Genomic DNA, 23,686 nt, shown 5'->3' with positions numbered 1-23,686 from the left:
GCGGTTGTCCACAAAGAAATGATCTGGCTGTGGATTATTGCTGCAAACACAGCTCCAGCCATGCGGCGCCGAGGTCTTTCTTACGCACATCGCGCATCTTTTGTTCATAGACCCAAGGTGTGATCAGCGGAACCGCCGCGTTGTAGTTTTCCGGCCAAGTCGGGCCGCTATCTGCCACTGCCTGCGCCACATCACGCTCTTTCACCCGATCAAGGCGCGCCTGCTGAATCGCAGCAACAACATCGGCCTGATACTTGCAGCTCTGCTCTTTGGTTTCCTGAGCAAACGCAGGGGTGGCAAGCAAGGCCGTGACAATGGCGATACGCAACATGAAGGTCTCCGAGGATTCGTTTCGTTCAAAGAAGTCTACCCGCGCGCGGCGATGCCTTCCATCGCCCTTTTCAGATCGTGAATCAACGTCTCAGCCATTGACCGGAAGACCATGATCTGAAACGTATTTTCGCCGACACGCGTGATCGAAGCGGTCATGTGGAACAGTAAAGTCCGGGCGGTATGGCCCCGCTTGAACTGCGTTACGCGCAAATCAACTGGTACGACACGAGCCAGCACGTCCTCGACATCAGCGCCCTCTAATCGGACAACCGTCCACGCATCCGATTGATCCACGATGGCCGCATGCTCCAACAACCCAGCATCAGGCACCGGCCCCATCAGCATCGCATGCGCCGGTCCAAACCATATTGCCCGAGACCCTGCCTTTCCGGTCGCCCGGTTAGCCGACGGATAAGCCATCCCATGCGCCGCTTTCAAAGCCTCAGACACAGTCTTTTGCTTGCTTTTCAAAGGCGAAATCGAATGGATCGCCCCTGCATCCTCTTCGCTGAGCGTGACGGAACCAACGGTCAGAGGCAACATCCCGTCGCAAGGCGATTTAGCGATCAGTTTATCCACGAACGCGTCCTCCTTCAGGGTCAAAGAAGACCGGGTTTACGACTTCACACAGGGTTGTCACACCACGCAGATGGTCAACCATCTTTACGATTTCTCCATACCTTTCTGGTCCGTCTGCCAGGAATCCCAGCCCCAGCATAGATTCCATCGTTGGTGAATAACCGACCGAGGTCAGATAGCCCTGATCATTTGTCCGAACGGGCTCAGCCTCTTCGTTGTAAAGATGCGCTCCGGCCAGCAGTTCCCTGCTTTCACCGATTGGTTTCAACCCGACCAATCGCTCACGACCCAGCTCTTCGAGCCCGGGACGTTCGGACATGGTCTTGCCGATGCAGTCTTTCTTCTGAGACACCATCCGGCCCATGCCGATATCATAGGCCGTTATGCGCCCGTGAATCTCGGAATGCGTAATAAAGCCCTTTTCGATCCGCAGAACGTTCAACGCTTCCATCCCATAAAGACCTCCACCCAGCGCTTCTGCACGCTCGGTCAGAATGTCGAACAGGCTTGCGCCATAGCGGGCAGGTACGGCGATCTCATAGGCATGTTCACCCGAGAACGAGATGCGGAACAAACGCCCCTGAACCCCCAGCACTGAGATCGGGCCACAGGCCATAAAGGGCCAGCTTTCATCATCCAGAGGTGTATCGAGCAGACCGTTCAACAGCTCTCGCGATTTTGGACCCGCCACTGCAAACTGCGCCCACTGCTCGGTAACCGACGTGAACGAGACATCCCAATCCGGGCGCAGGCCTTGATGTACGAATTCCAGATGCTTCATGACGTCGCCCGCACCGGCGGTCGTCGTGGTCATCACGTAATGCGTTTCACCCAGCCGCGCGGTCGTACCGTCATCCATGACGAACCCATCCTCACGCAACATCAGGCCATAACGTGCGCGGCCGACTTTGAGGGTGGAGAACATGTTGGTATAGACAAAATCCAGAAACGCACCCGCATCCGGTCCCTGAATGTCGATCTTGCCAAGGGTCGAGACATCGCACACCCCAACAGACTGGCGCACCATATTGACCTCACGGTCGCACGACTGCCGCCATGTCGTCTCGCCATCCTTGGGGAAATAGCTGGGGCGATACCACAAACCTGCTTCGATCATCGGAGCCTTACGCGCCACTGTCGCTTTATGCGATGTGGCAAATCGCTGGGGTTTGAACCCCTCGCCTTCGGCTCCGGCACCCAATGCGGCCATGGCAATCGGAGAATATGGCGGCCGGAATGTGGTGGTCCCGGTTTCCGGTATTCCACGACCCGTCGCATCGGCCAGAATGGCCAGCGCTGCCACGTTCGAGTTTTTGCCTTGATCCGTCGCCATGCCCTGAGTGGTGTAACGCTTCATATGCTCGACCGACCGGAAGTTCTCGGTCGCGGCCTGCTTGACGTCTTTCACTGTGACATCGTTCTGGAAATCCAACCACGCGCGCCCTTTGCCGGGAACAGACCACAGCTGAGTTATTTCGTATGGCGTATCTTCAGCTTGCGGCAGCGCGGTTTTGACAACCTTCAAACCAAGGTCAGCAGCAACGGCTTCTCCCGCTTCAACCCCGTCGCGCATGCACGCCGCGGTCGAGAATGAACCGTTACACGCCCCTGCCGTCATCATACCCGGCACCGCCCCCGGTGAGGGCACAAAAGCTTCGATCTCACGCTTCCAAGTTGGGCGACCGTTCATGTGACACGTTAGATGCACCGAAGGATTCCATCCGCCAGTCATCGCCAAACAGTCGGTATGAATACGCTCCTCGCCGCTGGCGCGACGCACAGTGATCGCCTCCAGCCCTTTGCGCCCCGAGCTTCCGCAGACCTGCGCACCACGCAGCACTTCATAGTCATCTGACAATGGGGCATCATGTCGGCTGTCGATCACGGCGGCCACGTGGACGCCTGCCTCCAACAAATCCCGCGCAGTGCGGTGGATGTCATTGGTGTTGCCAAAGATCGTCACGTTCTGCCCTGGGCTGACACCCCAGCGATTCAGATAGGCCCGCACGGCACCAGCCGTCATGATCCCCGGCCGGTCATTGTCGCGGAACGCCACTGGGCGCTCCAGCGCCCCCGCTGCCAGAACCGAGCGTTTGGCCACGATCCGCCAGTATGTCTCCAGCGGCGCCCCGTTCGGTCGCCGATCCGTATGATGCAGCACTCGTTCCAACGCCGCATAAGTGCCTTGATCGTAGGCCCCTGCCACGGTCGTGCGGGTCATCAGGCGCACGTTGTCCATGCCGCCGAGTTCCGCCAGAACCTCATCCGCCCATACGTGACCCGGTTTTCCGTCAATCTCATAAGTCTCTGCCAGCAACCGCCCGCCCATGCGCGCATTCTCATCGGCCAGTATGACGTCTGCCCCGGCACGCGCGGCTGTTAAGGCCGCCATCAGCCCGGCAGGCCCCGCACCAATGACCAACACATCGCAGAAGGCATAGGCGCTTTCATATTTGTCGGTGTTATCGTCACCGGACAACGCGCCCAGGCCCGCCGCGCGACGGATTACAGGCTCATAAAGCTTTTCCCAAAAGCTCTTGGGCCACATGAATGTCTTATAGTAGAACCCTGCACCCAGAAACGGAGCGGCCAGATCATTCACGGCCATCACATCAAATCCGAGGCTGGGCCAACGGTTTTGGCTGCGCGCCTCAAGCCCTGAATAAATTTCCTGCATCGTGGCCCGCACGTTCGGTTCCTGTGCACCTCCCTGCCCCACTGTCACCAAGGCGTTAGGCTCTTCACTTCCCGCCGTCAGAACGCCGCGCGGGCGGTGATACTTGAACGACCGCCCCATCAGTCGCACGCCATTGGCCAACAAGGCCGACGCCAGAGTGTCGCCTTGAAACCCTTCATAGCTGACACCGTCAAATACAAACGGCACCGTTTTCGTACGATCAACCAGCCCCTTGCCTGCGATCCTCATGCGTTCACCTCTGAGGCCAATTGCGTGCCCAATATCTCATGCGTAACCGTGTTGCGTGTAACCACGATCCAGGCACCGCAGCCGCCCTCGTGATACCAAAGCTCGCGGGTCACTCCGGCCGGATTGTCGCGCAGATAGACAAAGTCATCCCACGCAGCTTCACCCGCGTCCGGGGCGGGGCGTTCCAGATCAACGGCTGCCCCGCGATAATAGAACTCGCGGCGATCCCGCTCACCACAACATGGACAGGTAATCCTCACACCCGCACCCCCAACTTCATCTTTCCAGAAATACTCGAATCCGACATCGCCGATCTCAATGCAGATTGTGTTGAGAGCCCTTGCCCTCTTCATCGATGATCCCGCGACCAGTGCGGAAGCGATCGAGTTGGAATCCGGTCGCATTCTCATGATACCGATCCGTTGCGATCAGATGCGCAAACACATTGCCCGAGCCCGGAACCGCCTTGAACCCACCATAGTTCCAGCCACAATTCAGATAGAGGCCTTCGATATCCGTTCGGTCGATGATCGGTGAGCCATCGGGTGACATATCCATGATACCACCCCAGGACCGCAGGACCCGCGCCTTACCAATCATTGGCATCAGGGCCATCCCGGCCTCCATCACGCTCTCCACGGTCGGCAGGTTACCCCGCGCCGCGTAGGAAGCGTAGAAATCCAGATCACCACCGAAGACCAGCCCGCCTTTGTCCGATTGGCTGATATAGAAATGCCCCATGCCAAAGGTCACGACATGATCAATGCAAGGCTTCAGCCCCTCGGTCACAAAGGCCTGCAGAACATGGCTTTCGATTGGCAAGCGCATGCCAGCCATCGCCGCCACTTGCCCTGACCGGCCTGCCGCAACCATCGCAACCTTCTTTGCCCGGATCGGCCCACGCGTGGTCTGAACCCCGCGCACCGCCCCGTTTTCTATATCTATCCCGGTAACTTCGCAGTTCTGGATAAGGTCTACACCGCGTTGATCCGCGCCACGTGCATACCCCCACGCAACCGCATCATGCCGCGCCGTGCCGCCGCGCGGATGATAAAGCCCGCCATAGAGAGGAAAGCGCAAATCATCGTAATTCAAATAGGGCAACATCTCGCGCAGTCGATCCCTGCTCAGCAGAACGGCATCATCCCCCTGGCTGATCATCATGTTTCCACGCCGCGCAGCCGCGTCGCGCTGCCCGTCCGAATGAAACAGGTTAATGATCCCCCGCTGAGAATGCATGACGTTGTAGTTCAGATCCTGTTCAAGGCTTTCCCACAATCTCAGCGAGTGTGAATAGAACTCGGAATTGCCCTGCAGAAAGTAATTTGCGCGCACAATCGTCGTGTTGCGCCCGACATTCCCTCCGCCGATATACCCCTTCTCCAGCACTGCCACATTGGTAAGGCCGTGTTCTTTGGCGAGATAATAGGCCGTGCTCAACCCATGTCCTCCACCGCCGATGATGACGATGTCATATTCAGATTTCGGCTCGGGTTCACGCCAGTGCGGTGACCAGCCTTTGTTGCCGGACAAGCCCTCTTTCAGGACACGAAGGCCGGAGAAACGCATACAGAACTCCCTACGAGTATGTTGGTATCAAACCAATTTCGCCAAGAAGTAACAATGTCGGTGTCCGACGCCACCTCTATTTTCGACTGAAACTTGTCAGTTGGCGACTAATCCACCCACGCGGGCGACATCCTCGAAACACAAAACGACCGACCCAAAGGCCGGTCGCATCTTTGTAATTGGTTTGTAGGGGGCTTAAAGCCCTTTGGCGCGATAGCTTTTGGAAACGCGGTCGATGGCAACGATATAGGCCGCTGTCCTCAGGTCATCGACGTCAGCACGATTATGCCAGACTTCACTCATGGCCTGATAAGCAATGCGCATCGTGTCATCGAGACCCGAACGTACCAGCTCCAACTCACCCGCGCCCTTCAGATATTTGGTTTTGAAGTCGGGTGACATCGTCCAAGCGTCCCCTAGATATCGATCCAACCGCTCCAGTTCGCTGACGATCAACTCGTGCCGCGCCTCTTCCTGGCGGCGCTGCATCCGGCCAAAACGAATGTGGCTCAGGTTCTTGACCCACTCAAAATACGAAACCGTCACACCGCCCGCATTGGCATACATGTCCGGAATGATGACGGTACCTTTTTTGCGCAAAACCTCATCCGCACCAGCAGTCACCGGGCCGTTCGCGGCCTCGATAATCAGCGGCGCCTTGATCCGTTCGGCATTCGACAGATTGATCACGCCTTCCAATGCGGCAGGGATCAGGATGTCACATTCTTCTTCAAGCACTGCGCCACCTTCAGCCGAATGCGTCGCATCGGGATAGTCTTTGACCCCGCCATGCTTAACGATCCATTGCCGCACGGCTTCGACGTCAATGCCGTCGGGATTGTACAGCGCACCATCCCACTCGATGATCCCAATGACACGAGAACCGTCTTCTTCGCTCAGGAATTTGGCGGCGTGATAGCCCACGTTGCCAAGCCCCTGCACAATAACGCGCTTGCCGTCCAGCGTACCTGACATGCCTGCCTTGGCAATGTCTTCCGGGTTTCGGAAGAATTCGCGCAATGCATACTGGATGCCCCGCCCGGTTGCTTCGACCCTGCCCGCGATACCGCCGGCATTCAAAGGTTTACCGGTCACACAGGCGCGCGCGTTGATGTCGGTCGTATTCATCCGCGCATATTGGTCAGCCATCCACGCCATTTCACGCTCGCCTGTCCCCATATCGGGCGCTGGGACGTTCTGAGACGGGTTGATCAGATCACGTTTGGCCAACTCATAGGCAAAACGCCGGGTGATCTGCTCCATCTCATGCTCTTCATATTGGCGGGGATCAATGCAGAGCCCCCCTTTCGAGCCACCGAAGGGCGCTTCGACCAATGCACACTTGTAGGTCATCAGAGCAGCGAGGGCTTCGACCTCATCCTGGTTCACTGCCAAGGCATATCGAATGCCGCCCTTTACGGGCTCCATATGTTCTGAGTGAACCGAACGATATCCCGTGAAGGTGTGGATATCTCCCCTCAAGCGTACCCCGAACCGAACGGTGTAGGTTGCATTACAAACCCGTATCTTTTCCTCAAGCCCGGGCGGCAAGTCCATCAGAGACGCCGCTCTGTTGAACATGAGATCAACACTTTCACGAAAGCTGGGTTCTTTAATGCCGGTCATAAAATCCTCCGTGCCGTTAGACGGGATACGTCATGACTTTTTGTCGCACTGCTTGTGTAATACCGCAATCAGTAACTGCACGTATTTTGATCAGTTTGAGAACTTCACGCCAACGATAAACAAGTGAGTCGGTCGTTAACGATTGCCACGCGATTGTCCACAAGCCAAAGACAGAGACGCGCCTAGTCGCCAAATTATCTACGAAAAGTCCGCAAACTGGCCAAAAGCAAGCATATTTCGCCCAATTCCCGCCATGTTTGAAAACTAGTTTAGTACAGTAAATTTTTCCTTGGGGGCTTTCGGCCTGCTCAGTGGAGTCACTCAGATATGAAAAAAAATCTAATAGAAAATGGCTCTGCCAAGCCAGTGAACAAATTTACAGCCATCCGGCAATTCGCCAAAAATGAGGAAGGCTCGTTTACAGTTTTCGTCTTGATCGTCTTTATAGCGGTACTTGCCGCGACTGGGATAGGCGTCGATTTGATGAACTATGAGCGTGATCGCGCAACGCTGCAGTCAACGCTTGATCGCGCTGTTCTGGCGGCCGCTGACCTTGACCAGACCGAGCCGCCGAAAGCTGTTGTCGAAGCCTATCTCGAAAAAGCGGGCCTTGGCGACAAACTAAAATCCGTCAAGGTTGTAGACAATTTTGGCACGCGCACAGTCTCTGCGACTGCAGAAACAGTGGTCAGCACCAATTTTATGCGCCTAACGGGTTACGACACGTTGACTGCGCCAGCAGCAAGCGTTGCGGAAGAATCGATCGGTGCCGTAGAGATTTCTCTTGTTCTGGACATATCCGGATCGATGAGCGAACGCTCTGCTGACCCGTCGTATTCGAAGATCGCGGTCCTGAGAGATGCAGCGACCGATTTTGTGAACCTGATGCTGAACAAGCCGGGTGAAAGCGAGATTTCGATCTCGATTATCCCTTACGCGACTCAGGTAAATGCAGGCAAAGACCTGTTGGACAAATTCACAAATGTGACTCAGGAACACAGCTATTCTCACTGTGTTAACTTTATTCCGGAACAGTATAGCGACGCAGATTTGCATCGTGCTGACACTCTGGAACGTACGGCGCATTTTGATCCGTTCACGTACTCTGAGAACGGTATTAGCATCCCGGTTTGTCCGGTGCGCGCAGGAAGTGCGATCACCGCCGTCACCAACAATCGTGCAAAATTACTGAAGCATATCAGCCAGTTGACACCCAACGGCAACACTTCAATCGATATCGGCATGAAATGGGGCGTTGCGCTGTTAGATCCCAGTATGCGTGATGTTGTGGGGCTGCTGGCTCAGCAAACAGATCCAGATCCGGAGTTTTCGTCTAATAAGATTGTTCCAGCGAATTTCAGCCAACGTCCGACCAACTATGACTCTGACGTACTGAAGATCGTTATCGTCATGACTGACGGCAAAAACACCAATCAGTACATGCTGAACCCTTCACTTCGCCAAGGCTACTCAGATGTTTGGTACAACCCGGATTCTGGTAACACCACCAACTGGCGCCCCTATTCTTACGGTTCCACTAAGACTGCTCATGGCGACTACTCAGTTTATCACTCACAAGGGAAGCCGAATTTCTTTTGGCCCCAGCGTGATCAATGGGCAGATCATCCCTATGGCACACCTGACCCTGAGAACGCTGATAACAACGAGCCCGGTGAAGCTGTGCGCCTGACTTACCCGGAACTGTTCAATCGCGTTTCGTTGGCCTGGAATGCACAGTACAACTACTACTGGCAATCCAGTGCATGGGCCGAATGGTACAGTAAAGCATTCTCGAAGGTGGAAACGTCCGCCAAAAATCAGCGCACGAAACACGTTTGCGGCGCGGCTAAAGACAAAGGAATCGTCGTTTACGGTATTGCCTTCGAAGCTCCCCGAAGCGGATATCGCCTGCTAGAGGATTGTGCGAGCTCGAAGAGCCACGTCTACAACGTAAAAGGATTGGATCTCGAAGACGCATTTGCGTCGATCGCCTCTTCAATCCGCAAGCTTAGATTGACACAATGATGGTTAAGCTCGCTTCTTTCACACGGCGTTTTTGCCGATCAGAAGATGGGAATGCGACCATTGAGTTTGCGCTAATATTCCCCGCCATAATGTTCTTCATCCTGTCAGCAGCAGAGCTAGCCCTGGTAACGATGCAGCAATCCATGCTTGAAAGAGCAGTCGACTTGACCGTTAGAGACATTCGTCTTGGAACAGGCACTGACCAGCAGCATGATGACATTAAAGATTCCATCTGTGAACGCGCTAAATTCATTAATAACTGCTCTAAAAACATGCGTCTTGAGATGATCCAGCAAAGTGCGTTTGATGGCATAAAACTGGATGAGGTACCAGACTGCACGGACAACTCTGAAGAAGTCAAACCCGTCAGAAACTTCGTCAATGGCCGGTCGAATGAATTGATGATCCTGCGTGCTTGTGCCCGGATCACTCCGATCTTTCCAACCTCGAAGCTTGGTAAAGTGATCGTTGACGATACTGGCCAATATTCTTTGACGGCCACTACGGCCTTCGTTCAGGAGCCGACTTAACCCATGAAACAAGTAAGAAAACTCCTAAGAAATTTCAGATTGTTCAAGCGCAGTGAATCCGGGTCATTGACTGTTGAAGCCGTTCTTGTTTTTCCACTACTGCTTTGGACTGCGACTGCAACCTTCGTCTGGTTTGATGGTTTTCGTCAAAGTGCCTTAAATGCGAAAGCCTCGTACACGATCGGAGACCTCATCTCACGCGAGACCGAGACCATAAATGATACGTATATCACTTCGCTCTATTTGTTGATGCAACGAATGATCAACAATGAATCGCGATTGTCGATGCGCGTTTCCCTTCTGGTTTATGACGGGGACGACAAACGCCACTATGTTCAGTGGTCGACTGCCCGTGGCTATAGTTGGATATGGACTGACGACAATGTCGGGCAGTTGCGCGATGCGCTACCGCCGATGCCGCATCGTGACACATTGATCCTTGTTGAAACATCGAACAAATATGATCCGGTTTTCAGCGTAAATCTTTTGAACGCAAACCTTTCCAAAGATATTTCATTCGAAAATTTCGTCTTTACGCGCCCGCGTTTCACAAATGAAATAGCGGCAGTGTTCAAAACCCTGATTATTGATCAGGAAGATGTCGGTAATGACCTTGATGACGCCGAAGAAGCGACCGGCACCTGAGTGGGGTTGTACTAGACCCTCTCAGCCAACATCGCTGATAGCATTTCTGACATGAACTTGGTCTCGGCGGCGGCCGTCATTCCGCCGATGCCAACCCTGCGGCCCACGCGCCACCACAGCCCTGGTGCCCAGCGATTTGAACTCGGTGCCTGCGTTTTCAGCAAAAATCCGTTTGAAGGCTTAAAGGCGAACACGCCGCGATCGACGGCTTCCACATCCTCGACATTGCAGATCACTTGCCCCGAGCCCGTTCGCAACTGGGATGGGGTGAGTTCAATCCTGTCTTGGGTTGCGTACCACATGCGATGTGCAAGCCAGAATGCGGCAGCTCCGATGACAAACAAGAATACTTGCCAGCCGAACTGAGGTGGTGATGCAAGAGCCACGTAAATCACCAGCGTTCCGACAGTGGCCAGCATCCCTACCCCGGTCCAGCGTCGTGCCGCTGAGGCCGCGACCGTGGCCAGCACTTCTTCTTGCATGTCATTCTCCTGATTGCATGCCTGCTCTAGCCGCTTTGATACGCAAAGGACAGGGCCGCGTCACCCGTCTGAGCATCTTTGCACAGCATCGGTGTTCCTGCGCAAATTGATTGCTTCAGCCCACAGCATATTTTGCGGTCAAAGGATCAGGAGGCTGCAATGTCACTCAGACCAACTCTGGAATTCCGCAAAGCGGTTCCCACGATCGAAGGTGCCGGCGTCAAGCTGCATCGGGCCTTCGGGTTTCAGGACCCATCGGAGCTGGACCCGTTCCTGCTGTTTGATGATTTCCGAAATGACAATCCTCAGGACTATATAGCTGGTTTTCCATGGCATCCGCATCGGGGCATCGAGACGATCACCTATGTCTTGTCCGGTTCGGTTGATCACAGCGACTCGTTGGGAAACAGTGGCACGCTGGGGGCTGGCGACGTTCAGTGGATGACAGCCGGGTCGGGTATCTTGCATCAGGAAATGCCCAAAGGTGCTGCAAGTGGTCAGATGCACGGGTTTCAGCTGTGGGGCAATTTGCCGTCGGATCAGAAGATGACATCCCCGCGTTATCAGGATGTTCAAAGCACCGATATTCCAGAGATTATTGATGATGACGGCACCAAGGTGCGCGTGATCGTTGGGTCCTTCTGGGGGCGAACCGGCCCGGTCGATGGGATTGCGGCGGATCCTCAATATCTGGATATCAGTATACCGGCTGGCGTGAAAAAGACTTTTCGTATCGATACGTATCGCCGGGCCTTCGCTTATATCTTCGAAGGCAACGCTGCATTTGCGGATGCGTCCAAACCAACCGGTGTTCTTCTGGAAAAAGAAGTTGCCGGGCAAGAGGTCAACATCCGCGACATGTCGGGTGACAGGACGCTGGTTCGGTTCGGAACGGGGGATGAAATCACCGTTCAGGCCGGGCCAGAAGGTGTGCGATTTCTTTTGATATCAGGCGCTCCGATTGACGAACCAGTCGCGTGGCACGGCCCAATCGTCATGAACACGCAAGAAGAATTGCAACAGGCTTTTCGCGAGTTGCGAAATGGAACCTTTATCCGTCCGGCCCACTAAGGGCCGGTCAGGCGGTAACCGCCTTGCGCACCATGTCCCAATAAACTTGTTCAACCTCGTCAAGCGACAAGCGCCCGCCACTGCGATACCAGGTGATCACGCCGTTGAGCATGGCAATCACCGCAAGGGTGGCGATCTTGGTATCGGTCACCGAGAACTGGCCGGATCGCTGACCTTCGCACAGAATACGCTCAAGCGAATCTTCATAGCGACGGCGCAGGGCCTCGATTTCGGTAAAGTTTTCGGGGTTCAAGTTGCGCAGTTCCATATAGGCGATGAACACCTCATCTGGGCGCTGTAGGTGAAAGCGAATGTGAAACCCAACAAATTGGCGCAAGGCATCTTGCGGGTCGTCAAACCGGTCAAGGTCGTCGTAGGCCGCCATCAGATCTTGCATATGCTCACGCATCAGGCGGAACAGCAGGCTTTGCTTGTCTGGTGTGTAATTATAGAGCGCCCCTGCCTGAACGCCCACCTCGCCCGCAATCTGCCGCATCGACACGGCGGCATAGCCGTGACGGGCAAATAGCCTGAGTGCCGCTTCGCGAATGCGAGGGCCGGTGATGTCGGAATGAGAACCTTGTGTACGCGCCATATCGCCACTCTATCTGAACGACCGTTCAGATAGAACCCCGCTTGAACCAATCCAGCAAAACGTGCATCACGTGGGAAACACTCGAAATCAAAGGTCAGCGATGAAGCGATTGCCACCGATATTCCTTATGCTTGCTGCAGCAGGTTGCGCGAATATCCCTGAGTTGGAAGGCAGCGAGACCGCCGCCCTGCGCAAAGCGCCCTATCCCAAACTCATCGCACTGGATCCGGCACTTGGTGCCCCCGCAGACCCGATCAGCGAAGCCGAAGAGGTTGAGGAAGATCTGACCACACGCAGCGAAGCGTTGGCGAAAAAGGCAGAAGCGCTGCAAAATGCCGAGATTGAATAAGAATTCGATCACGCCATTCCCTCAGACAGCTTAGACGGATTGCACCCCTGCCCTGAACCCGCTAAGGCAGCCCGCAAAGGACGTTTCGCCATCGCGGGCGGTATTTCGAGCAGAAAGGACCCAAGGGAATGACACAGGCGCTGAGGCTGGGAATTGCCGGATTGGGAACCGTAGGCGTGGGCGTGGTCAAAATCGTACGCCGTCACGCGGATCTTCTGCAAGCACGCACCGGACGGCCGATTGAAATCACTGCTGTCTCGGCCCGTGATGCGAACAAGGATCGCGGCGTGAACCTGTCTGATTACGCGTGGGAGATCGATCCCGTTTCTCTGGCCAAACGCGATGACGTGGATGTGTTCGTTGAGCTGATGGGCGGTGAAAACGGACCAGCGAAAGCTTCTGTAGAAGCCGCTTTGGCAAGCGGCAAGGATGTTGTCACAGCCAACAAGGCGCTGCTGGCAATCCATGGTCAGGAACTGGCAGAAAAGGCGGAAGCCGCGGGTCGCGTCATTCGGTTCGAGGCTGCTGTCGCCGGTGGCATCCCGGTTATCAAATCTTTGACCGAAGGGTTGGCAGGTAATGAAATCACACGCGTCATGGGCGTGATGAACGGGACCTGCAACTACATTCTGACCCGGATGCAATCGCAAGAATTGGGCTATAACGCTCTGTTCGAGGAATGCGCACAGCTTGGTTATCTCGAGGCTGATCCCAATCTGGACGTCGGAGGCATCGACGCGGCGCATAAACTGGCGCTGCTGTCTTCGATTGCCTTCGGCACCAAGCCCAACTTTGGTGGTATCGAGATTGAAGGCATTCAACAGATCAGCCTAGATGACATTCATCAGGCTCATGACATGGGATATCGCATCAAATTGCTGGGCGTTGCACAACGCACCCCGCGGGGTCTGGAACAGCGGATGCAGCCCTGTCTGGTACCCAGCGACTCGCCGCTGGGTCAGTTGGAAGGCGGCACCAATATGGTTGTGCTGGATGGCGACGCGGTTGAACAGATTGTGCTGCGTGGTCCGGGCGCGGGCGAAGGTCCGACCGCGAGCGCCGTAATGGGTGATGTTTGCGATCTTGCGCGCGGTCTGCAGATACCGACTTTTGGCCGCCCCGCCACATCTCTGCAGGAGGCAGCACCTGCCGTAACCGGGCTGCCTGCACCCTACTATCTGCGGCTCGGCTTACTGGACAAGCCCGGCGCGCTGGCCAAAGTGGCGGCCATTCTGGGCGACGCCGGAGTGTCCATCGATCGGATGCGCCAATACGGACATACAGAGAGCACGGCGCCTGTATTGATCGTGACCCACAAAACCACTCGGACCACGCTGGACCATGCCCTGGACGGCCTGCGCGCCACCGATGTTGTGGCCGGAGAGCCCGTCGCATTGCGCATCGAACAGGTCTGACCCCTTGCGGCCTGCACCGAACGCAGGCTATGCCGATTATAACGCCTTAGCTGTCCAAAGGATTTTCGAAGATGAACGCTGCCAAGATCGATTTCAACGACCGCCTGCTCTCTCTGGGGTTGGCAAGGGTGGCGGAACAGGCCGCTCTGGCCTCTGCCTCGCTGGTTGGTCGCGGAGACGAAAAAGCCGCTGATCAGGCTGCTGTGAACGCCATGCGCGAGCAGTTGAACCTGCTGGATATCGAAGGCGTTGTCGTGATCGGTGAAGGCGAGCGCGATGAGGCGCCGATGTTGTATATCGGCGAAGAGGTTGGCACCGGCAATGGCCCGGGCGTGGATATCGCGCTAGACCCGCTTGAGGGCACCACCTTGACCGCCAAGGACATGCCCAACGCCTTGACCGTGATCGCCATGGGGCCGCGCGGTTCGATGCTGCACGCCCCGGACGTCTATATGGACAAGCTGGCCGTAGGGCCTGGCTACCCCGAAGGTGTCGTGAGCTTGGACATGAGCCCGCGCGAGCGCGTTGAGGCCTTGGCCAAAGCAAAAGGGTGTGAGCCTGCCGATATCACTGTCTGTATTCTGGAGCGCCCGCGCCACGAAGCAATAATCGCCGAGGTCCGCGACACTGGCGCCTCGATCCGACTGATCACAGATGGTGACGTCGCTGGCGTCATGCATTGCGCCGAAAGCGAAGTGACCGGCATCGATATGTATATGGGCCAAGGTGGCGCGCCCGAAGGTGTTCTGGCCGCTGCGGCACTGAAATGCATGGGTGGTCAGATCTTTGGCCGCCTGCTGTTCCGCAACGATGACGAACGAGGCCGCGCCGCCAAAGCGGGCATCACTGATCTGGACCGGGTCTATGCCCGTGATGAGATGGTGACGGCTGATGTTATCTTTGCCGCCACTGGTGTGACTGGCGGCTCTTTGCTGCCGCGCATCAAGCGGGAACCGGGCTGGGTTGAAACAACAACGCTGCTAATGCGTTCGAAAACCGGCTCGGTCCGTCGCATGTCCTATCGCACACCGATGTGGTCGCATACGGACACATAGCGGCTTGCGCCGCTGCCTTCGGCGAGAGTATTTGTGAAAAGATGAAGAGGCCGGGTCCGAAGGGGTCCGGCCTTGGTACATGAGGTGAGATGTGGCGTTTCTGGGAGTAGAGCAGTCATTGACTGGTCGACGTTGGGTTGGACCGGGTATCGAGGTCGAGCGGTCGGCCGAGATGATGGCGCAGCAGACCGATCTGCCACGGGCGCTGTGTCAGGTTCTGGCACGGCGCGGTGTACCGGTGATGGAGGCCTCAGGATTTCTTGAGCCCAAGCTCAAAGAACTGCTGCCCGACCCACGCTCAATGAAGGATATGGAGGTGGCGGCGACCCGGTTTTTGGAAGCTGTCCGCAACCGCCAAAAGATCGCGATATTTGCCGACTACGACGTCGATGGAGGCAGCTCGGCGGCGCTGTTGCTGGTGTGGTTGCGCCAAATGGGGCTTACTGCGACGCTCTATGTGCCCGACCGGATCGATGAGGGCTATGGGCCGAATGTGCCCGCCATGCAGGAGTTGGCTGCCAGCCATGACCTGATTATCTGCGTGGATTGCGGGACCCTTAGCCACGAGCCAATCGCGGCTGCAAAGGGTGCGGATGTCATCGTGCTTGACCACCATTTGGGCGGAGAGACCCTGCCCGATTGTGTCGCCGTGGTGAACCCGAACCGACAGGATGAAAGCGGCGATCTGGGCTATTTCTGCGCTGCTGCTGTGGTGTTTCTGATGCTGATTGAGGCGGGTCGCCAATTGCGCGAGGCTGGTGCCAAAGGGCCCGACCTGATGGCGATGTTGGATCTGGTGGCGCTGGCCACGGTGGCCGATGTTGCGCCGCTAATTGAAGCCAACCGGGCCTTGGTGCGGCAAGGGCTGAAGGTGATGGCTCAGAGGCAACGGCCAGGGTTGGTCGCGTTGTCGGACGTGGCGCGTATGGATACAGCGCCCAATAGCTATCATCTCGGGTTTCTGCTGGGCCCGCGCGTGAATGCGGGTGGGCGCATCGGTCAGGCCGATTTGGGTGCTCGGTTGCTGAGCACGGACTCGGTCACCGAAGCGCAGGCCTTGTCCGAACGGCTGGATGCCCTGAACTCTGAACGGCGTGAGATTGAGAATGCTGTGCGTGCGGCGGCGTTCGCGCAGGCCGAAGAACGAGGGTTGGACGCGCCGCTGGTCTGGGCCGCCGGTGAAGGCTGGCACCCCGGCGTTGTCGGCATCGTCGCATCGCGGTTGAAAGAGACCGCAAACCGCCCCGCTATCGTGATCGGATTCGATAGGAACGAAGGCAAAGGCTCGGGCCGGTCTGTCGCGGGCGTCGATCTGGGCGCGTCGATCCAGCGCCTTGCGTCCGAAGGGCTGCTGATCAAAGGCGGCGGCCATAAGATGGCAGCCGGTCTGACAGTGACGCGCGATCAGTTGGAACCCGCAATGGCGCGCCTTTCAGAGATGTTGGCCAAACAGGGCGCAGGGCAGAGCGGGCCCGCTGACCTAAAGCTGGACGGGGCACTGATGCCGGGCGCCGCGACGGTCGATCTGATTGAACAGATTGAAAAGGCAGGCCCTTTCGGCGCTGCGGCCCCTGCCCCGCGCTATGCTTTGCCCGATCTGCAGGTACGCTTTGCCAAACGCGTGGGCGAGACACATTTGAAGCTGTCGCTGTCGGATGGCATGTCCAGCGGTCTGGACGCCATCGCCTTTGGGGCCTTTGATGGGCCACTTGGCGACCGGCTGTCCAATCACGGCGGCGCGCGGTTTCATTTCGCAGGTCGGCTTGAGGTCAATTCCTGGGGCGGACGGCAAAGCGTACAACTCAGATTGGAAGACGCGGCAGAAGCGGTCTGACACCTGTTTCAAACCGCCCCGAATACGGTCAAAAAAGTTTCGCAAGCTTGCGTTTTTCGGCTTGCGGGGGGGAAAGGTAAACCGTAAAAGGCCCTCCACAAGCCAGCGTGGCCCGTTCGTCTATCGGTTAGGACGCCAGGTTTTCAACCTGGAAAGAGGGGTTCGATTCCCCTACGGGCTACCATTTTGCTTGTCTGGTCTAGTTGGCCCGTTCGTCTATCGGTTAGGACGCCAGGTTTTCAACCTGGAAAGAGGGGTTCGATTCCCCTACGGGCTACCATTTCTTATGAAAGCCAAATCGTCACGGGGCAACTGCCCATTCGGGATTACTCAGCGCGCCGATCCTGTGTTCTGTATTTAATTGGCAAGTTTCGTGGCATTACTAGAATGTTGAAAATCCACGGTTATGGGACGTTCTAGGCTCGTTGCGCTATGGAAATTTTCAGGTTCAAAAATCACTTCCTCATGCAGCCTTTCGCAGCTTTCTAATGGCAGCCACGGTCTTTTGATCTTCTGACAAGCCCTTTAGCAAACGCGCCAGTTCTTTCTCTTCGACAAGCTTCGCGGCCTTGGCAGGTGAGAACCAGTGGCGCTTGCGCTCGTCGCGTTCTTTCCAATGCCGCTTGAGCTTTTCTACAATCAGCGGGTACAACGTCACGCGGCATGGAACGCTGTTCTTTCCTTCATACCGCTTGTCATAGTGAAAACGTCCGATCGGATTATGGGAAATGAAACCGACTGCGCCGGCCTCTTCCAGTGCTTCGATTTCGGCCGCATGCCACGGCTTTTTTCCATCCATCATCCAACCTTTGGGTATCACCCAGCGGCCACGATCACGTGAGGTAACCATCAGAACTCGCAGCTTGTTTGACTTGTCCCAACGTATCGGAAGCGCGCCAATTTGATCTGTGAACGCGACTTTACTCATGCACGTCCCCAACGCACCAAACCTGTGCGAACGGTCAAAGCGATGCCCGGATCACACCGGTTCATTTGTCTGGCTTTGCGATAACGTTGGCACACATTGAATTCTGCACCTCGAAATTGAACATGTCACCTAAAGTCTCACAATGAATCGTGACCTTTGCAACAGATTTTGTTGCAAAACGCCCGAAACCCCACAAAGCTGAGCGAAAGCCGAGTCGGGTTGCCACATGTCCAAAACAAATACGCGCGGTGAGAATTCCAACAGCGGGCAGAGTCGAATTAAGAAATCCGACCGTCGCCGCGAGATATTGTTAGAGCTGAAGCTTCGTCCGCATGTCCGGATCAGCGAACTGGCGCAGCGCTTCAATGTTTCGGCTGAAACGGTGCGCAGGGACTTTGATGCGCTGTCGGATGATGGCCTGATTTCCAGGGCCCATGGTGGAGCTTCGGCTCCAATACAGGGACGTTACCCAAGTTTGAACGAACGCACGCATTCGCGCCTTGAAGAGCGTGAAAAGATTGGAAAATGCGCCGCCGACCTGATTCAGGAAGGCGAAACCTTGATGATCGATTCCGGGTCTACCACGATTGAGATGGCGCGTATGCTCGCCTATCGTGGCACCCATTGTACGGTAATTACAAACTCGATACCGGTGGCCATGACCTTGGGCCACGCGCCGGTCGAAGTCATACTGTGTCCAGGCGAATATATGGCGGCAGAGTCTGCCACGATCGGCACGGAAACATTGGATTTCCTGGCACGATACAGCGTCGATCGGTGCGTGATCGGTGCGTCGGGTATTTCGGAAGAAGGCCCATCAGAAACTGTACGCGGATTTGCCGCCGTCAAACGAATGATGCTGGGGCGCGCCACAACACGGCATCTTGTGATCGGGTCCGAGAAATTCGGCCGCAAAGGACTTAACCAAATCAGCGCGCTTGATGGGTTGGATTCGATTTTGACAGATACCGAACCAACAGGCGACCTATTGCGTGCGATCAGTAGTGCTGGAGTGAAGATCGACGTCGCCAAGCAATCCTTACAAAGAATTACAAACCGTGGACAGGTTAGCCACGCATGACTGGGAGGAAGAAATGAATTTGGATATCAAACTACTAATCGGGGCTTCGGCCATCGCGCTATTGTCGCTTTCTGGTACGGCATCGGCGCAGGATTGCCCGCGCGGTGATCTGGATGAGCGGTTTTGTGATGCAGATGGCGATCTGATCGCGGACATCCCCACCGATCCTTCTGAACAGATTGATCCTGACACGTTGATCTTCGCTTATACCCCAGTTGAAGACCCCGCCGTTTACAAGACGGCCTGGTCTGATTTCCTGGATCACCTGAAGGCGGAAACCGGCAAGGATGTTGTCTTTTTTCCGGTTCAGAACAACGCAGCCCAGATCGAGGCCATGCGTTCGGGGCGGTTGCACATCGCGGGTTTCAATACTGGTTCCAACCCGCTGGCCGTAAACTGTGCCGGTTTCCGGCCGTTCACGATCATGGCCTCAAAGGATGGCAATTTCGGGTATGAGATGGAGATCATCACCTATCCCGGTTCAGGCATCGAAAAGGTCGAGGATATCAAGGGCAAGCAATTGGCCTTTACTTCCCCTACTTCGAACTCGGGCTTCAAAGCGCCCTCGGCGATCCTGAAAAGCGACTTTGATCTGCTGCCCGAACGCGATTTTGAGCCGGTTTATTCGGGCAAACACGACAACTCGATCTTGGGTGTCGCCAATAAGGACTATCTGGCTGCCTCGATCGCTAATTCGGTCAAATCGCGGATGATCTCGCGCGATGTGATCAACGAAGACGACGTCATCACGATCTACAAGTCGCAGACCTTCCCGACGACAGGCTTTGGAACCGTGTACAACCTGACGCCGGAACTGCAGGAGAAAATCCGCAATGCCTTCTTCAGCTTCGACTGGGAGGGAACGACGCTTGAGGCTGAGTTCTCGAAATCGAATGAAGGTCAGTTCCTTGAGATGACCTATCAGGAGTTCTGGGACGTCATCCGCAAGATCGACGCGGCCAACGGCGTTTCCTACGCCTGCCAGTAATCGATACTACATCCAACGGGCCCTGCGGGGCCCGTTACCACCCGAACCGGGGGCGTAAATGCTGCGGCTTCAAAAGCTTACAAAAACTTATAAAACTGGTGACCAGGCCCTGAAGGCAATTGATCTTGAGGTTCCCAAAGGTCAGGTTCTGGCGCTGATCGGCCCGTCCGGCGCGGGCAAATCCACTATGATACGGTGTATCAATCGTTTGGTTGAACCGACCAGCGGCGAAGTTCTTCTGGACGATGTGGACTTGGTCAAACTCGGCTCGGGTGCGCTGCGGAAAGCACGTCGTGAAATGGGGATGATCTTTCAGGAATACGCTCTGGTCGAACGCCTAACGGTTATGGAAAACGTGCTGTCCGGGCGATTGGGCTATGTCGGGTTCTGGCGCAGCTTTCTGCGGCGCTATCCGCAATCCGATGTGGACGATGCATTCCGCCTGCTGGATCGCGTCGGGCTGTTGCACATGGCCGACAAACGCGCGGACGAGCTTTCAGGTGGCCAGCGTCAACGCGTCGGCATCTGCCGCGCCTTGATCCAGAATCCCAAGCTTTTGTTGGTGGACGAGCCGACCGCCTCGCTGGACCCGAAGACCAGCCGTCAGATCATGCGGTTGATCACAGAGCTCTGCCAAGAACGCGGACTGGCCGCGATTATCAACATTCATGACGTGGCGCTTGCGCAGATGTTCGTACCACGTGTCGTTGGCCTGCGCTTTGGCGAGATCGTATTTGACGGCCTGCCCTCTGGCCTAACACCCGACATGCTGACCGAGATTTACGGCGAAGAAGATTGGGAAGCGACCATCGAAAAAGTCGATGAAGAAGAAGAGATCGAGGCCGCAGAATGAGCCATCCCGAACTTGACGACCTGCTGGGCAAAGGCTGGCGCAAACCTGCCTTTGTCAAGAACCCAGTGCTCCGTGGGACATTGATCTTTGGGTTCGTCGCCTACTTGGTCGCAGCTTTCATGACAATCACAGTCGATTGGGGCCGGGTCTATGAAGGGCTGGACCGTGGATGGGCCTTTGTTCTTGCCTTCACCAGCCCTGATTTCACATCGCGCTGGAGCGATATCTGGAGCGGCCTTTTGGAAAGCATCGTGATGACGGTCGCCGCCTCTGTCGTGGGCATTCTGATATCAATCCCTATCGGTCTTGGGGCTGCACGCAACATTGCACCGCTTCCCGTGTATGTCATCTGCCGGGGCATCGTCGCCATCAGCCGTGCCTTGCAAGAGATTATCGTCGCCATTCTATTGGTGGCCATCTTCGGCTTTGGGCCCTTGGCTGGTTTCTTGACGCTCTCCTTTGCGACCATCGGCTTCCTCTCCAAACTTTTGGCGGAAGACATCGAAGCCATGGACAAAGTGCAGGCCGAGGCGATCAAAGCCTCGGGCGCGCGTTGGATGCAATGGATCAACTATGGTGTGCAGCCGCAGGTCATGCCCCGACTGGTCGGGCTGTCGATGTACAGGATCGACATCAACTTTCGCGAAAGTGCAATTCTTGGACTTGTTGGAGCCGGAGGCATTGGGGCAACGTTGAATACGGCGTTTGACCGCTATGAGTACGATACCGCAGCAGCCATTCTGATCCTGATCATCGGGGTTGTTATGGCGCTTGAATACCTCTCGGGCATTATCCGCGCGAGGGTTCAGTAATGCCGGTCATCGAAACAGATAATGCTCCGATCTGGCGCAAACGGACGACTGGTCAAAGCCTGGTGCGCTGGTTCTGCTGGCTTTTAGGAGTCGCCGTCTTTGTCTATTGCTGGCAAATCATTTCAGCCTCGACCACATGGTTCTTTGTCTGGGATGCGCCCAGAATAGCGAACGATATCTGGACCCGGGCAACACCGCCAAAATGGGATTACATCACCCAGCTAGGGCGCCCGATCTGGGATACGCTAAACATCGCCACATTGGGGACGATCATCGCACTCATTCTTGCGGTTCCGGTTGCTTTTCTGGCGGCGCGCAATACGACACCATCTGCTTTGTTGGTTCGTCCGATCGCTTTGTTGATTATCGTCTCGACCCGGTCGATCAACTCGTTGATCTGGGCCCTTCTTTTGATTGCAATCATCGGCCCCGGAGTGTTCGCGGGCGTCATTGCCATCGCGATCCGTTCAATCGGATTTTGCGCCAAGCTTCTGTATGAAGCCATCGAGGAAATCGATCACACCCAGGTCGAAGCAATCACCGCCACGGGCGCATCACGCTGGCAGGTCATGGCCTACGGTATCGTGCCACAAATCTTGCCTGCCTTTGCGGGCATCGCGGTCTTCCGCTGGGATATCAACATTCGCGAGTCCACAGTACTGGGACTTGTGGGCGCAGGCGGCATCGGGCTGCAACTATCAGCCTCGCTGAACGTTCTGGCCTGGCCGCAGGTCAGCCTGATCCTGATCGTCATTCTGATTGCTGTCATGATCAGCGAATGGGTTTCTGCCAAAGTGCGAGGGGCAATCATTTGACCGGCTTCTCGGCCCAAGAAGCATTCGAGGCTTACGAGGCCGTTCGTCATCGGCTTCCGGTCGCAGACGCGGACACTCAACCCTATCGTTTTGCGGAAACGCTTGAGGATATTGCTGAAGGCTTCGATGTCTTCCTTCTAGATGCCTTTGGTGTTCTCAATATCGGTGAAACCGCAATCCCTGGCACGGCTGATCGGATCAAGGCCTTGAGAGCCATGGGCAAGCGGGTCCTCGTTGTCTCGAACGCCGCGGGCAAGTCGCATGGCGCGCTTGTCGAGAAATACAGGTGGCTAGGTTACGATTTCGAGCCCGAAGACGTTATTACAAGCCGCGCAACGCTTTTGGCGGGTCTGAATAGTAAACCTGAAATGCATTGGGGATTGATGGCCGCACCCCGCGCAGGTCTTCGCGATTTCGAAGACTTGAAACTAACCTATCTAGAAGAGGATTCCGCGCCCTACGCTAACGTAGATGGGTTTTTGATGATTGGCTCTTCAACCTGGACCGGGCCGCGTCAGGCCCTTCTGGAAGCCGCCCTGCAAAATCGCCCGCGACCGGTGTTTGTTGGAAATCCTGACATTGTTGCACCTCGTGAGCACGGGTTTTCGACTGAACCCGGGCTATTCGCCCATCGCCTTGCTGATCGAACCGGAATTGTTCCTCAGTTCTTTGGGAAACCATTCCGGAACATCTTTGACCTGGCTTTCGCACGACTTGGTCGCGTCGACAAATCGCGAGTTCTGATGGTCGGCGACAGCCTGCACACTGACATCCTGGGCGCGCAGGCTGCTGGGATCGCATCTGCGCTGATTGCAGGCTATGGCTTCTTCGCAGATCAAGACGTCGAAGCGGCGATCGCACGCGCAAAGATCGTACCGGACTTTGTGGTAAATCGACCATGAATTTTGGAACGCTCAAAGGTTATCACTAAAGCAGCTGCATCGCCACAGAACCTCGCCGATAACCCCCCAGTGTTCAGTCAGCAAATTCATCGCAAGTCGACGTCGGCTCGTTACTCCCCAAATTAAATAATAGACCCAAGTGGGAACTTGGGTGGGCCGATAGCGACGTGCCGGGTGATTTGGGGATCAATTCAACCACCGGATGAATCGCGACTTCAGAGCCATTGGGAAGTAGTAAAATAGCGGCATCGCTGAAATCAAGCGCGCGCCTGA

General features: G+C 55.9%; 23 protein-coding genes and 2 tRNA genes. 16 read left to right on the top strand and 9 right to left on the bottom strand.

Features of this window, described 5'->3' with window-relative positions; genetic code table 11:
- Window positions 1–34: 34 nt before the first annotated feature.
- From ACR0NN_RS13145 to ACR0NN_RS13120, 6 genes are all read right to left on the bottom strand, one after another.
- Complete coding sequence (locus ACR0NN_RS13145; RefSeq protein ID WP_170597918.1) at window positions 35–331, bottom strand: hypothetical protein; 297 nt, start codon at window positions 329–331, stop codon at window positions 35–37.
- 35 nt (window positions 332–366) lie between these two features.
- Window positions 367–912, bottom strand: coding sequence for a sarcosine oxidase subunit gamma family protein (locus tag ACR0NN_RS13140; RefSeq protein WP_170723972.1), 546 nt, complete (start codon window positions 910–912; stop codon window positions 367–369).
- Window positions 905–3,838, bottom strand: a complete 2,934-nt coding sequence (locus ACR0NN_RS13135; RefSeq protein ID WP_170723971.1) for a sarcosine oxidase subunit alpha family protein — start codon at window positions 3,836–3,838, stop codon at window positions 905–907. The genes ACR0NN_RS13140 and ACR0NN_RS13135 overlap by 8 nt, the downstream gene beginning before the upstream one ends.
- A complete protein-coding gene (locus ACR0NN_RS13130; protein WP_170724243.1) occupies window positions 3,835–4,098 on the bottom strand; it encodes a sarcosine oxidase subunit delta in 264 nt (87 codons plus the stop codon). Before ACR0NN_RS13130 ends, ACR0NN_RS13135 begins: the two co-directional genes overlap by 4 nt.
- A 55-nt stretch (window positions 4,099–4,153) precedes the next feature.
- Window positions 4,154–5,407, bottom strand: coding sequence for a sarcosine oxidase subunit beta family protein (locus ACR0NN_RS13125; protein ID WP_480684840.1), 1,254 nt, complete (start codon window positions 5,405–5,407; stop codon window positions 4,154–4,156).
- 195 nt (window positions 5,408–5,602) lie between these two features.
- Entirely contained in the window at window positions 5,603–7,033 is a 1,431-nt protein-coding gene (locus tag ACR0NN_RS13120) for a Glu/Leu/Phe/Val family dehydrogenase (RefSeq protein ID WP_170723969.1), read from the bottom strand.
- A 327-nt stretch (window positions 7,034–7,360) separates the two neighbouring features.
- On the opposite strand from ACR0NN_RS13120, the gene ACR0NN_RS13115 reads away from it, so the two are divergent.
- From ACR0NN_RS13115 to ACR0NN_RS13105, 3 genes are read left to right on the top strand one after another with little or no spacing between them, the layout of a single operon-like run.
- Complete coding sequence (locus tag ACR0NN_RS13115; RefSeq protein ID WP_170723968.1) at window positions 7,361–9,058, top strand: TadE/TadG family type IV pilus assembly protein; 1,698 nt, start codon at window positions 7,361–7,363, stop codon at window positions 9,056–9,058.
- Window positions 9,058–9,588 carry a TadE/TadG family type IV pilus assembly protein gene (locus ACR0NN_RS13110; protein ID WP_480684838.1) on the top strand — a complete coding sequence of 177 codons (531 nt, stop codon included), beginning with the start codon at window positions 9,058–9,060 and terminating at the stop codon, window positions 9,586–9,588. Before ACR0NN_RS13115 ends, ACR0NN_RS13110 begins: the two co-directional genes overlap by 1 nt.
- Before the next feature lie 3 nt (window positions 9,589–9,591).
- Window positions 9,592–10,233 carry a pilus assembly protein gene (locus ACR0NN_RS13105; protein WP_170723966.1) on the top strand — a complete coding sequence of 214 codons (642 nt, stop codon included), beginning with the start codon at window positions 9,592–9,594 and terminating at the stop codon, window positions 10,231–10,233.
- A gap of 11 nt (window positions 10,234–10,244) precedes the next feature.
- Here the strand turns inward: ACR0NN_RS13105 and ACR0NN_RS13100 are convergent, their stop codons facing one another.
- Window positions 10,245–10,715: a hypothetical protein gene (locus tag ACR0NN_RS13100; protein WP_170723965.1), complete on the bottom strand. Its 471-nt coding sequence runs from the start codon at window positions 10,713–10,715 to the stop codon at window positions 10,245–10,247.
- A gap of 159 nt (window positions 10,716–10,874) precedes the next feature.
- Here ACR0NN_RS13100 and ACR0NN_RS13095 point away from each other — a divergent pair, with 159 nt between their 5' ends.
- Window positions 10,875–11,786, top strand: a complete 912-nt coding sequence (locus tag ACR0NN_RS13095) for a pirin family protein (protein WP_170723964.1) — start codon at window positions 10,875–10,877, stop codon at window positions 11,784–11,786.
- Between the two features lie 7 nt (window positions 11,787–11,793).
- On the opposite strand, the gene ACR0NN_RS13090 is transcribed toward ACR0NN_RS13095, so the two are convergent.
- Entirely contained in the window at window positions 11,794–12,381 is a 588-nt protein-coding gene (locus tag ACR0NN_RS13090; RefSeq protein ID WP_170723963.1) for a TetR/AcrR family transcriptional regulator, read from the bottom strand.
- 100 nt (window positions 12,382–12,481) lie between these two features.
- Between ACR0NN_RS13090 and ACR0NN_RS13085 the strand changes: the two genes are divergently transcribed.
- The 6 genes from ACR0NN_RS13085 to ACR0NN_RS13060 all read left to right on the top strand — a co-directional run bounded on the left by ACR0NN_RS13085 (window position 12,482) and on the right by ACR0NN_RS13060 (window position 17,314).
- Window positions 12,482–12,730, top strand: a complete 249-nt coding sequence (locus ACR0NN_RS13085) for a hypothetical protein (protein WP_170723962.1) — start codon at window positions 12,482–12,484, stop codon at window positions 12,728–12,730.
- 128 nt (window positions 12,731–12,858) lie between these two features.
- Window positions 12,859–14,145 carry a homoserine dehydrogenase gene (locus tag ACR0NN_RS13080; RefSeq protein ID WP_170723961.1) on the top strand — a complete coding sequence of 429 codons (1,287 nt, stop codon included), beginning with the start codon at window positions 12,859–12,861 and terminating at the stop codon, window positions 14,143–14,145.
- Between the two features lie 71 nt (window positions 14,146–14,216).
- On the top strand, window positions 14,217–15,200 hold the full coding sequence (gene glpX / locus ACR0NN_RS13075) for a class II fructose-bisphosphatase (RefSeq protein WP_170723960.1): 984 nt from the start codon (window positions 14,217–14,219) through the stop codon (window positions 15,198–15,200).
- Window positions 15,201–15,291: 91 nt separating this feature from the next.
- Complete coding sequence (gene recJ, locus ACR0NN_RS13070; protein WP_170723959.1) at window positions 15,292–17,034, top strand: single-stranded-DNA-specific exonuclease RecJ; 1,743 nt, start codon at window positions 15,292–15,294, stop codon at window positions 17,032–17,034.
- Between the two features lie 109 nt (window positions 17,035–17,143).
- Window positions 17,144–17,218: transfer RNA gene (locus ACR0NN_RS13065), tRNA-Glu, on the top strand.
- A gap of 21 nt (window positions 17,219–17,239) precedes the next feature.
- A tRNA-Glu gene (locus ACR0NN_RS13060) sits at window positions 17,240–17,314 on the top strand.
- 183 nt (window positions 17,315–17,497) lie between these two features.
- Here the strand turns inward: ACR0NN_RS13060 and ACR0NN_RS13055 are convergent.
- Window positions 17,498–17,962 carry an NUDIX hydrolase gene (locus ACR0NN_RS13055; RefSeq protein WP_170723958.1) on the bottom strand — a complete coding sequence of 155 codons (465 nt, stop codon included), beginning with the start codon at window positions 17,960–17,962 and terminating at the stop codon, window positions 17,498–17,500.
- A gap of 226 nt (window positions 17,963–18,188) precedes the next feature.
- Between ACR0NN_RS13055 and ACR0NN_RS13050 the strand changes: the two genes are divergently transcribed.
- The 6 genes from ACR0NN_RS13050 to ACR0NN_RS13025 are packed head-to-tail and all read left to right on the top strand — an operon-like array spanning window position 18,189 to window position 23,413.
- Complete coding sequence (locus ACR0NN_RS13050) at window positions 18,189–19,043, top strand: DeoR/GlpR family DNA-binding transcription regulator (protein ID WP_170723957.1); 855 nt, start codon at window positions 18,189–18,191, stop codon at window positions 19,041–19,043.
- 13 nt (window positions 19,044–19,056) lie between these two features.
- The gene (gene phnD / locus ACR0NN_RS13045; protein ID WP_170686282.1) at window positions 19,057–20,031 is read left to right on the top strand and encodes a phosphate/phosphite/phosphonate ABC transporter substrate-binding protein; all 975 of its coding nucleotides are present in this window, start codon (window positions 19,057–19,059) and stop codon (window positions 20,029–20,031) included.
- Window positions 20,032–20,089: 58 nt separating this feature from the next.
- Window positions 20,090–20,884 carry a phosphonate ABC transporter ATP-binding protein gene (gene phnC, locus ACR0NN_RS13040; protein WP_170723956.1) on the top strand — a complete coding sequence of 265 codons (795 nt, stop codon included), beginning with the start codon at window positions 20,090–20,092 and terminating at the stop codon, window positions 20,882–20,884.
- Complete coding sequence (phnE, locus tag ACR0NN_RS13035; RefSeq protein ID WP_170723955.1) at window positions 20,881–21,696, top strand: phosphonate ABC transporter, permease protein PhnE; 816 nt, start codon at window positions 20,881–20,883, stop codon at window positions 21,694–21,696. Before phnC ends, phnE (ACR0NN_RS13035) begins: the two co-directional genes overlap by 4 nt.
- Window positions 21,696–22,511 carry a phosphonate ABC transporter, permease protein PhnE gene (phnE, locus tag ACR0NN_RS13030; RefSeq protein WP_170686285.1) on the top strand — a complete coding sequence of 272 codons (816 nt, stop codon included), beginning with the start codon at window positions 21,696–21,698 and terminating at the stop codon, window positions 22,509–22,511. Before phnE (ACR0NN_RS13035) ends, phnE (ACR0NN_RS13030) begins: the two co-directional genes overlap by 1 nt.
- On the top strand, window positions 22,475–23,413 hold the full coding sequence (locus ACR0NN_RS13025; RefSeq protein WP_170723954.1) for an HAD-IIA family hydrolase: 939 nt from the start codon (window positions 22,475–22,477) through the stop codon (window positions 23,411–23,413). Before phnE (ACR0NN_RS13030) ends, ACR0NN_RS13025 begins: the two co-directional genes overlap by 37 nt.
- The last annotated feature ends 273 nt before the right edge of the window (window positions 23,414–23,686 follow it).

The sequence above is a fragment of the Ruegeria sp. BA2 genome (assembly GCF_056539605.1).
The sequence above is the reverse complement of the archived record's forward strand: the minus strand, read 5'-3'. Positions and strand labels throughout refer to the sequence as shown.

Coding starts and splice junctions, on each gene's coding strand:
- ACR0NN_RS13145 (WP_170597918.1), bottom strand. CDS start 331: ATGTTGCGTATCGCCATTGTCACGGCCTTGCTTGCCACCCCTGCGTTT.
- ACR0NN_RS13135 (WP_170723971.1), bottom strand. CDS start 3,838: ATGAGGATCGCAGGCAAGGGGCTGGTTGATCGTACGAAAACGGTGCCG.
- ACR0NN_RS13125 (WP_480684840.1), bottom strand. CDS start 5,407: ATGCGTTTCTCCGGCCTTCGTGTCCTGAAAGAGGGCTTGTCCGGCAAC.
- ACR0NN_RS13120 (WP_170723969.1), bottom strand. CDS start 7,033: ATGACCGGCATTAAAGAACCCAGCTTTCGTGAAAGTGTTGATCTCATG.
- ACR0NN_RS13115 (WP_170723968.1), top strand. CDS start 7,361: ATGAAAAAAAATCTAATAGAAAATGGCTCTGCCAAGCCAGTGAACAAA.
- ACR0NN_RS13110 (WP_480684838.1), top strand. CDS start 9,058: ATGGTTAAGCTCGCTTCTTTCACACGGCGTTTTTGCCGATCAGAAGAT.
- ACR0NN_RS13105 (WP_170723966.1), top strand. CDS start 9,592: ATGAAACAAGTAAGAAAACTCCTAAGAAATTTCAGATTGTTCAAGCGC.
- ACR0NN_RS13100 (WP_170723965.1), bottom strand. CDS start 10,715: ATGCAAGAAGAAGTGCTGGCCACGGTCGCGGCCTCAGCGGCACGACGC.
- ACR0NN_RS13095 (WP_170723964.1), top strand. CDS start 10,875: ATGTCACTCAGACCAACTCTGGAATTCCGCAAAGCGGTTCCCACGATC.
- ACR0NN_RS13090 (WP_170723963.1), bottom strand. CDS start 12,381: ATGGCGCGTACACAAGGTTCTCATTCCGACATCACCGGCCCTCGCATT.
- ACR0NN_RS13085 (WP_170723962.1), top strand. CDS start 12,482: ATGAAGCGATTGCCACCGATATTCCTTATGCTTGCTGCAGCAGGTTGC.
- ACR0NN_RS13080 (WP_170723961.1), top strand. CDS start 12,859: ATGACACAGGCGCTGAGGCTGGGAATTGCCGGATTGGGAACCGTAGGC.
- glpX (WP_170723960.1), top strand. CDS start 14,217: ATGAACGCTGCCAAGATCGATTTCAACGACCGCCTGCTCTCTCTGGGG.
- ACR0NN_RS13055 (WP_170723958.1), bottom strand. CDS start 17,962: ATGAGTAAAGTCGCGTTCACAGATCAAATTGGCGCGCTTCCGATACGT.
- ACR0NN_RS13050 (WP_170723957.1), top strand. CDS start 18,189: ATGTCCAAAACAAATACGCGCGGTGAGAATTCCAACAGCGGGCAGAGT.
- phnD (WP_170686282.1), top strand. CDS start 19,057: ATGAATTTGGATATCAAACTACTAATCGGGGCTTCGGCCATCGCGCTA.
- phnC (WP_170723956.1), top strand. CDS start 20,090: ATGCTGCGGCTTCAAAAGCTTACAAAAACTTATAAAACTGGTGACCAG.
- phnE (WP_170723955.1), top strand. CDS start 20,881: ATGAGCCATCCCGAACTTGACGACCTGCTGGGCAAAGGCTGGCGCAAA.
- phnE (WP_170686285.1), top strand. CDS start 21,696: ATGCCGGTCATCGAAACAGATAATGCTCCGATCTGGCGCAAACGGACG.
- ACR0NN_RS13025 (WP_170723954.1), top strand. CDS start 22,475: ATGGGTTTCTGCCAAAGTGCGAGGGGCAATCATTTGACCGGCTTCTCG.